This window comes from Nocardia barduliensis, assembly GCF_013315795.1.
Classification (GTDB): Bacteria; Actinomycetota; Actinomycetes; order Mycobacteriales; family Mycobacteriaceae; genus Nocardia; species Nocardia barduliensis.
The window spans coordinates 23329-32298 of the sequence record NZ_JABLTE010000090.1 but is presented as its reverse complement, the minus strand read 5'-3'; the positions used below and the strand labels follow the sequence as shown (position 1 = coordinate 32298).

Here is an 8970-nt window from a genome sequence, read left to right as displayed (position 1 = left end):
GACCACTACCTCTACGACCCGGCCGACCCGGTGCACACCCACGGCGGCAACCTGGTCATCGCCAACGAGTACCTGGCCGGCCAACTCGACCAGGCCGCCACCGAAGCACGCCACGACGTCCTGGTCTACACCAGCGAACCCCTCACCGAGGACCTCGAAGTCACCGGCCGGGTCCGCGTCCGCCTGCACGCCGCCACCGACGCACCCTCCACCGACTGGGTCGCGCGGCTGTGCGACGTCGACACCGACGGAGTCTCGCGCAACCTCTGTGACGGGATCCAGCGCATCCAGGCCGTACCCGGCGGACCCGGTGAGTACGAGATCGACCTGTGGTCGACCAGCAACGTGTTCCTCGCTGGTCACCGCATCCGGGTCCAGATCACCTCCAGTAACTTCCCCCGCTGGGATCGCAACCTCAACACCGGAGACCCCGCCACCCTGCGCACCGCCCAACAGACGATCTTCCACGACGCGGCACGACCCTCCCACATCATCCTGCCGATCATCCCGCCCACGCCGTAGCAGTACTACCGCGATAAACAGTCCGGGGAGCCGATCAGCTCGGGGTCCCCGGACTCCTTTAGCAGGTCACCGGGGCAAAGTCACCGATCCTGTCCTCCGAGCTGCGCATGTCGCGAACTTCACCACCGTTCGGCGGTGCTGGAACCGCTGAATAGGGAGGATGACCGAACGCCCCGACGGAACGAGTTATCGTTCAATAACAACGCCGCTGTCAATCAACGCGTCAGCATCTTCTATCTGGCCCAAAGCATCGATGTTGCAGTTATCGCTCAATAACAACAACGGAAGCCAGTGAGGATGCACAGGCGAATATCGCAGCTGCGACCGCGACCCGCCCCGGTGCACGACGCTCTTCCGCGCGAGGAGAATGGCAAACCCGCCCCGTGATGCGTCAGCGGCCGGAACCGACGAACCAGTCGTGCAGACCATGCGCCCTGCCACCCCGAGAAAGCCCGAGAAAGACAGATATGACGATCGAAGAAACTTCACGGGCCATCGCACCCAGCCTGACGAAACGCCTGCTCGGCCGCTTGGTCGACTCGATGTTGAAGCTGCCGGGCGATACCGTTCCCTACTCGATTCGCCGGGACCTTCCGGTGCCGATGAAGGACGGGGCCACGCTGCTGGGCAACCTGTATCAGCCGTCCGAGATGTCCGGACCGATGCCCGTTGTGCTCGTCCGCTCGCCCTACGGCCGCGAAGGCGTGATCCCCATGGGTGAAGTAGAGACCCTCGCTCGTCGCGGTTTTCAGGTCTTCGTTCAGTCGTGTCGAGGGACGTTCGGTTCCGGCGGCCAGTTCCGCGCCTTCACCACGGAGCGGGAGGATGGTCTTGCCACACTCGAGTGGGTTCGCGCTCAATCGTGGTGCGATGGGCGGGTGGCGACTAAGGGCGCTAGTTATCTGGGGCATACGCAATGGGCAATAGCTCCGTTCGCCGATCCGCCGCTCGTCGCGTCGAGCATCACTGTCGCCGCTTCCCGGATCATCACCGGGTTCTACGATCGCGGAGCGCCGCAACTCGAGGTGGCCCTCGAGTGGGTCAGGCTGGTCAGCAAGAAGGACTCCGGATTTCGCCCGCTCATCGCGAGTCTGCTGCCCGATCCGGCACGCGCCCGCAAGTTCGAGCAGGTCGCGCGAAGCCTGCCGCTGCAAGCCGCCGATGTGGCGCTTACCGGCGAAGAGGTGCCGTTCTGGCGTGAATTCGTCGGTCATGCGGAACCGGATGACGATCACTGGGACGTTGGTGACTTCTCGAACGTCGATCTCGCCGGAATGCCTCCGACGAACATGGTCACCGGATGGTACGACCTCTTCATGAGAGGCCAGCTCGCCGACTACACCCGCCTGCGAGAAGCGGGTGTCGAAGCGCGTTTGACGATCGGCCCGTGGGGACACGGACGCCCCGACCTATCCGGCGCGGCAGTTCGGTCGGATCTCATCTGGCTCGGCCATTACCTTCTGGATGGGCCAGCCCCGGAAGGTCCGCCCGTCAGATTCTTCCTGCAGGAGGCGGATGAGTGGATCGAGACGGACTTCTGGCCGCCGCGCGGGATCGGGTCGACGGCGCTGTATCTGCACGGTGACGCATCGCTGTCCGACCAGCCTGTCGACCACCCCGCGGACGCGGTGACCTCGTTCACTTATGACCCCGCCGATCCCACGCCGAGCGCCGGCGGGGCAATGCTGTCCGTGACGTCGCCGATGCGGGTCGACAACCGGCACATCGAAAGCCGCTCCGATGTAGCGGTGTTCACCGGGCCGTCGCTCGCCGAGTACCTGGATGTCATCGGCACCGTGGTGGCGGAAATCCGGGTCCGCACCAGCCGCCCGCATGCCGATCTGTTCGTTCGGCTCTGCGATGTGAGCCCGGACGGCCGCTCCATGAACGTGACCGACGGCATTCGTCGCTTGAGCCCGAAGTCGGTTCCGGCGGAAGACGTCGAGGTGGACGGTGATGGCACGCTGCTCGTCACGCTCGAGTTGATGCCGACGGCTTACCGTTTCCGGAAGGGGCACCGTCTCCGGCTGCAGGTGAGCGGTGGCGCATTCCCTCGCTACGCCCGCAACCTCGGCAACGGCCAACCGATGGCGAGCGCTACGAGCTGGGAAACCTGCACAATCGAGCTCCTGCACGGCGGGTCGAACTCGTCGTGCCTCAGGCTCCCGGTGCAAGCCGACCGCAACGCCTGACCTCTCCGGGCAGCCGGTACCGTCGCCCGGCGAAGGGCCGGTCGTCGGCGGCGATCCGAGGGGAAGCACGAGGTGCCCCGGGGCTTCATCGCCTTCCGGAAGACCCTGACCGTAACGCATCGAGAAAGGTACGGGGACGGGGTCCGGCCGGTCCCACGCGTGATCCGATGGCGATCACTACCGCTCTCGCGTAGGCCGCGATGTCAAGAACGGACCCGGGTCATGGCGCCTCGCCACCACGGGAGAGCTACGTTTCGAACAGGCCGGGCAGCCTCCGCCTCATGATCTTCCCGGTCGACATGGTGGAGAGCGCGTCGACGAACCGGACGTAGCGTGGCCGTCTGTACGCGGCCGGCTGCCTGCCCGCGTGGGTCGGCCATCCGCGCGCTCGCCGGCATCGGACCGCCCAGAGCGGTTCCGGGTCAGGTGATGTCGGACTCGAGCAGAGCGGCCAATGCCATCGCCCGCAACATGGGCGCGAGTTTGTGAGCGCCGTCGCGGAGCAGCAATTCCGCCAGGATGGCGTCCTTGCTCTCGGAGTGCCGGTAGAGCGCGGGGCCGGAGAGTCCGAGCTGAGCGGCGATCTGATTGGTCGAGACACCGTGAACGCTGAACCGGGCGAACAACATGGAGGCACTGTGCAGGTATTCGTCGCGTCAGGAGGGGGCGGGATCGGCCCCCTGCTGCGATGGCATCGGACGTAATGGGCCCACCTCCTCCCGTAGCCGTCGATTGATCCAGACGGATCAATGCTCGAGCCCTCGGCGCGGTCCTTCCGTCGGCGGTTGCCGATCCCGCTCCAGCGGTCAAATCGGCCGACCGGCCGAGGACGCGCGGCGTGTATCCACGCCGGAGCATGTTTATCGCCCCTAACCTACTAGCTCAGATTTCTTGTGACATTCCCTTGACCTGCTCAATAGTGTGAATTACCTTGTTAGTGATCAATAACACAGCTACCGCGGAAGTCGCCGCGCCAACCCTTGCCGGCCCGCTTCCGCAATCGCTGAAGTCCCCGCCCGCGTCCGTGGCCGACGCATTCCCGGCGCTTCGTGCCGGCAGACATCGACCCTCCTTCAGGCGGCACAGAAAGGTTCGAACATGAACATCTCCCCCACCCCTTGGCAGCAGACGGTGAACCGCTTTCTGGTCGCGGCGATCGTCGCGCAGTGGCTGGCGCTCCTCGGCCCGTCGTGGGTGTACATCCCGCCGACGGCCGCCGCACCCGCGGCGTACCTGAGTTTCGCGGATCTCATGGCAATCAGCGAGGTGAGCGCCACTGGCCTGCAAGCCGCGTTCTACCAGTGGATCGCGTGGATGTTCGCACTGGTCACAACGGTGATCGCGATCGTGGCCGTACGTTCTCGCAGCACCGCTGCCGGTCTGCTCTGCGTCGCTGCCGGGCTGGTGCAGGTCGTTGTGGTCCTCGCTGTGAACGGAGCGGCCGCGCCCAGTCTCACCGCCGCATTGCAGTCGGTGGGCTACACCCGCATCGGCACGGTCCTGTTCATCGGCGGTGCGGTCCTCCTGATCGTCGCGGGCGTCAAGCAGGCCCGAAGCGTTCCATCCGCCGCCGGTGGAAGATTCGGCACGGTCGCGCCCAGCGCGGCATGAACCGTTTTCGCGAAGAAACCGGCGAGCTATACGCTCGTGCGTCGTTGAAGTTGGGGACCGGAGCACTAATAGGTGACCACTTCTCTGCCCCATCAAACGGATTCCAATCTGGTTGCCGACTGACAACCTTCCCAAACGCTGATCTCCGTACCTCGCGCCTATCCCGTCGAATTCCGGACCCGAGGTTCCCGGCTTTGCTGGAGGGCGGGGATGTCAGGTTCCGGACGGGACAGCTTCGGACTCGTCCGGTGCCGGCCGAGTCTCGTGTAGATGCGCTGGGTGTTGTACCAGTCGGCGTTAGGCGAACGAGGGTGTTCTCGGCTTCTTCCCGGGTCCGCCAGCTGCGCCGGTAGATCAGTTCGGTTTCGAGGTGGAGAAAGAAGTTCTCCAACAGGGCTTCGTCGTAGCTGTCGCCGATCGAGCCCACCTATTGCGCGATCCCGTTGTCGGCGAGCCGGTTCGAAAAGCGGCACGCGGGGTAGGTTGAGCCGCGGTCGCTGTGGTGGACCGGACCGCCGTCGCGGAGGTCGCGGCTCCATACCGCGTATTCCAGCGCGCCGAGTATCAGTTCGGTGTCGCAGCGGTCCGAAGTATTCCAGCCCACGATTCGGTTGGAGAACGCGTCGCGGACCGCTGCCAGCCAGAACGCGTCCTGTCCGCACGGTATGCGCGTGGCGTCGGCGACCCACAATCGGTTGGGTCGCCCTGTCTCGTCGTTGGGCCCGCGCCAGGATCTGGGGCTCAGATCCTGCACCACTGGCAAGCCCGCGGCGACGCCACCGAGCAGATCGGGGTGGACTCGACCATCACGTGCGCTCACCAGCACGCCGCCGAGGCCCGCCGTGAGGGCGTCCGGCAGACCGAGCCGCCCGCAGGCCACTACGATGCCGACACGGCCGATCACGCACTGGGCCGGTCACGCGGTGGATGGAGCAGCGAGCCGCATATGACTTGCGCACACCGGCTGCGGCCGCTGTCGATGCTGCTCTCACCGTCGGCCAGGCCGGTGACATCCCGCAGTTCAGCGCCGTCATCGACGGCATCTGGCTGCCAAGGCTCGGCCAGGGGGTCCGCGCAGGCACCCGGATCGAGTGCTGGCCGACAAAGGCAGCCAGCCGGTCATGGCTACGACGCCACGGGGCCGCCGCGACGATCCCGGTTCGACGCGCGCTGCGACGAACTCGTAGGGTCGGCCGCCGAGAACAGCGACCAGCTCGTCAATTGCCTCACCAACCTGCTCTCCCTGCGGGTCGTACCCAGCACCGGCGTCTGGGGTCCACTCGGGGTGATGAGCGCACAAGTAGATACCTGTGCTCCAGAGAGCTGTCGATCCAGCCGGTGAGGTCCAGACGCCGCCACTGCTCATCCTGACCGGGAGCGAAGGCCGCGGCAACGTACTGGCGTGCTGCAGCGCGGGCACCTACCGCCCGGAAACCCCGCGCGAGGACATCCTCCTGCCCGAGTAAGCGCCGGCTGCATCGCACCTGAGCCGTGGCCCGGCCCGACGAGCTACTACCTGTCCGGCTCGTTCCTTGTCATGGCGGCATACACCTGGGCACGTGAGGGCACCGGCGGAAGAGGCTGTGCAGCCGACGTCGCCAGCGACTGTATGAGGTAGCCGGCAACCCGACGCCAGGCCTGCGGCGCAACGTGCCGCGTCGCGGCCACCACGCCGGCGCTGGCCATCAAAAACAGGGGCAGGTCCTGGTGCTCGAAGTCCTGCCGCAGCTTCCCGGCCGCCTTCGCACGCTCCATCAACGTGGTCAGCGCGTCCGCCGCGCGGTCACGCGCTTCCCGCAACCCGGGCGGATCGGGAAAGCACTGCGTGGTGAAGAGGTCGGCGAAACCGTGATCCTCGGCCTGCATCTCGCAGACACGTTCGATATAGGAGCACAACCCCTCCCAGGGATCTGCCTGCTCCAGGGCGGCATCGGCAGCTGTGTGGTAAGCGGCCAGCTTCTCCGCGAACACCGCGGCCAGCAAAGCCTCCCTCGTCGGAAAACGCCGAAGGAGGGTGGCAATGCCCACCCCGGCACGGCGGGCGATCTCATTCATGGACGCGTCCAGCCCCTTTTCGGCGAAGACCGCGCGAGCCGCCGCGAGCACACGCTCGCGGTTGCGCAGCGCATCCGCACGCAGCGCGGGTGACTCGGGGGAGTTCATAGGACCGATTCTACCGCCATGTGGAATAGCTACTCCGGTTACGCGCTACACTCTAAGTGGAGCATGTACTCCACTAAATAGATCGTTCCTGACTCACCTCGAGGAGACCCACAATGCGTTCATTCGTCCTCACCGGCTTCGGCGATGCCCCCCAGGTTCGCGATGTCGACATCCCGGCCCCCGCCGCCGGCGAAATCCAGGTGCGGGTCCACGCCGCGTCGGTCAACGGCTTCGACCTCGCGACTGCCGGTGGTTACTTCGCCGACATGATGGAACACCGGTTCCCGGTCGTCCTGGGCAAGGACTTCGCCGGCGTGGTCGAGTCCGTCGGCGCGAACGTAGATCAGTACTCGGTGGGCGATCGCGTCTTCGGCGTCGTGACCAAGCCCTATCTTGGCGAGGGTTCCTTCGCCGAGTTCGTCAACGTTCCGGTAGCGGTCGGACTCGCCCGGCTGCCCGAGGGCATCGACTTCACCACCGGGGCCGCACTCGGCCTCGCCGGTGTCGCAGCCCTGCAGGGCATCGAAATCGCGGCACCTCGAGCCGGACAGACCGTGCTGGTCGTCGGCGCGACAGGCGGCGTCGGAAGCCAAGTCGTTCAGCTGGCCAAGAATGCGGGCGCCACCGTCATCGCGACGGCAGCCACGGACGAAGAGGAAAAGTTCACTCGATCCCAGGGTGCCGACCACACCGTGAACCACAACGGCGACCTGACCGATGCCGTGCGCAGCATCGAGCAGCGCGGCGTGGATGTCGCATTCCACCTCGCGGGCGACCCCTCCCGACTGCTCGACGTGGTGAAGCCCGGAGGCCAGGTGATTTCGACGCTCCTCGGTTCCCCCGATCAACTTCCGTCCGAGACCGTCCGAGTGCATGCGCTGTACGCGAATCCGGACACGGAAACCCTCAATCGTCTCGCGGCGCTGCACAGGGACGACACCACGTCGGTGTCCATCCAGAGCGTCTTTCCCCTGGAGCGCGCTGCCGAGGCATTCGACCGCTTCGCCTCCGGAACGCTCGGCAAGATCGTCATCACCACACGCTGAACCCGACCGCCGAAACAGCGACCAGGAAACGACATGGAACTGGGAATCTACTCCTTCGGCGAACTCCTCGATCACCGCGACGGACGCTCTGCCGGAACACTGCACGAGCGGTTCACCCAAATGCTCGAGCTCGGCAAGCTGGCGGATGCGGGCGGGCTGGACGTCATCTCCTTCGGAGAACACCACCGGCCCGATTTCAGCATGTCGGCACCGGAAATCGTGCTCGCCGCGATCAGCGGAGTGACCGAGCGGCTTCGGCTCTCGAGCGGAGTGACCGTGCTATCCAGCCAGGATCCGGTTCGGGTCTTCGAGCAATTCGCGACGCTCGACAACATTTCCGACGGCCGTGCGGAGATCATCGCCGGGCGCGGCGCCTTCGTCGAATCGTTTCCCCTCTTCGGATACGACCTCGCGGACTACGACGCGCTCTTCGACGAGAAGTTGCGGCTGCTCTTACAGATTCGCGACGATGAAGTCGTCACGTGGACAGGCCGATTTCGGGCCGCCCTGGAGGCTGCGGCGATCTCGCCGCGGCCCGTCCAGACACCGCTGCCGATCTGGGTCGGCGTCGGTGGTACCCCCGCCTCCGCGATGCGCGCCGGAGCCCTCGGTCTCCCGATGAATCTCGGCTTCTTCGCCGGTCCCGAGCAGTTCGTCCCGCGCGTCGAGCTCTACCACCGCGCAGCCGAGACGAAAGGACACGAACGATCCTCGCTGCGAGTTGCGGCGAGCGGGCACATGTACGTGGGGAAGACATCGCAGCGAGCACGAGAGGACTTCTATCCGTACTACTCACGGTATCTGCAGGCGAGCGGCGTACCCTTCGCCGCCGACGGGTTCCCGCGCCATACGTATGAGGCCTGGATCGAGGCGAGCCTGCCGGTCGGGAGCCCGCAACAGGTCGTGGATGCCATCATGCGGCGCGTCGAACTGCTCGGCATCGACCGTTTCATGGGGCAGATCGACGTCGGCAACCTTCCGTGGTCCATGACCCGCGACTCGCTCGAGCTCTACATGACCGAAGTCGCTCCGGTGCTGCGGCGTGAAACCAGCCGAATATCGGCGCGATGACCACTGATGTTCCCCGGTTTTGCGGAGTCGCGACGCCGGACTTCTCGGTCACGGATAGCGTCGATGTGGGCAAAAACCGCTGTTCAGGGCCGCAGGTCGCGGTCGATGCCGAGGGCCTGGGAGCTAAAGGGCTCGCCCTGCGGGTGACAACGTCCCCAGCCTGAGACTTCCGTGGGCAGGATCTCGGGCAGAGCTGCTGCGCCGGCGGCGTCGATGTCTTCGCCCTGCGTGGGCGCGGCGTCGACGGCGCGGCGGGCAGCGCGTCGGAGGTTGCGGTCGCGGGTGTGGAGCGCCGCCGAGTTGCGTCGGAGTTGTTGCCCGGCGGCGGGCTGGTGTTCACGAGCGGCGGCGATGTCGGGATGCGG

9 protein-coding genes are annotated in these 8970 nt (G+C 66.0%); 6 read left to right on the top strand and 3 right to left on the bottom strand.

Annotated elements, in window-relative coordinates; all coding sequences use genetic code 11:
• The coding region (locus HOV91_RS29520) for a CocE/NonD family hydrolase (protein WP_174188587.1) at positions 1 to 522 on the top strand (522 nt) is incomplete at its 5' end.
• Positions 523 to 989: 467 nt separating this feature from the next.
• Positions 990 to 2714, top strand: a complete 1725-nt coding sequence (locus tag HOV91_RS29515; protein WP_174188586.1) for a CocE/NonD family hydrolase — start codon at positions 990 to 992, stop codon at positions 2712 to 2714.
• Between the two features lie 422 nt (positions 2715 to 3136).
• Here the strand turns inward: HOV91_RS29515 and HOV91_RS29510 are convergent, their stop codons facing one another.
• Entirely contained in the window at positions 3137 to 3358 is a 222-nt protein-coding gene (locus HOV91_RS29510; protein ID WP_281371020.1) for a helix-turn-helix domain-containing protein, read from the bottom strand.
• A gap of 454 nt (positions 3359 to 3812) precedes the next feature.
• Between HOV91_RS29510 and HOV91_RS29505 the strand changes: the two genes are divergently transcribed.
• On the top strand, positions 3813 to 4325 hold the full coding sequence (locus HOV91_RS29505; RefSeq protein ID WP_174188584.1) for a hypothetical protein: 513 nt from the start codon (positions 3813 to 3815) through the stop codon (positions 4323 to 4325).
• A gap of 427 nt (positions 4326 to 4752) precedes the next feature.
• Here the strand turns inward: HOV91_RS29505 and HOV91_RS40915 are convergent, their stop codons facing one another.
• Positions 4753 to 5229, bottom strand: a complete 477-nt coding sequence (locus tag HOV91_RS40915; protein WP_174188583.1) for a DDE-type integrase/transposase/recombinase — start codon at positions 5227 to 5229, stop codon at positions 4753 to 4755.
• A gap of 406 nt (positions 5230 to 5635) precedes the next feature.
• Between HOV91_RS40915 and HOV91_RS29495 the strand changes: the two genes are divergently transcribed.
• Positions 5636 to 5791, top strand: a complete 156-nt coding sequence (locus HOV91_RS29495; RefSeq protein ID WP_174188582.1) for a hypothetical protein — start codon at positions 5636 to 5638, stop codon at positions 5789 to 5791.
• Positions 5792 to 5837: 46 nt separating this feature from the next.
• On the opposite strand, the gene HOV91_RS29490 is transcribed toward HOV91_RS29495, so the two are convergent.
• A complete protein-coding gene (locus HOV91_RS29490) occupies positions 5838 to 6488 on the bottom strand; it encodes a TetR/AcrR family transcriptional regulator (protein ID WP_174188581.1) in 651 nt (216 codons plus the stop codon).
• 113 nt (positions 6489 to 6601) lie between these two features.
• On the opposite strand from HOV91_RS29490, the gene HOV91_RS29485 reads away from it, so the two are divergent.
• Together HOV91_RS29485 and HOV91_RS29480 are read left to right on the top strand one after the other, a co-directional pair.
• Complete coding sequence (locus HOV91_RS29485; protein ID WP_174188580.1) at positions 6602 to 7534, top strand: NADP-dependent oxidoreductase; 933 nt, start codon at positions 6602 to 6604, stop codon at positions 7532 to 7534.
• Positions 7535 to 7567: 33 nt separating this feature from the next.
• The gene (locus HOV91_RS29480; protein WP_174188579.1) at positions 7568 to 8605 is read left to right on the top strand and encodes an LLM class flavin-dependent oxidoreductase; all 1038 of its coding nucleotides are present in this window, start codon (positions 7568 to 7570) and stop codon (positions 8603 to 8605) included.
• Positions 8606 to 8970: the final 365 nt, after the last annotated feature.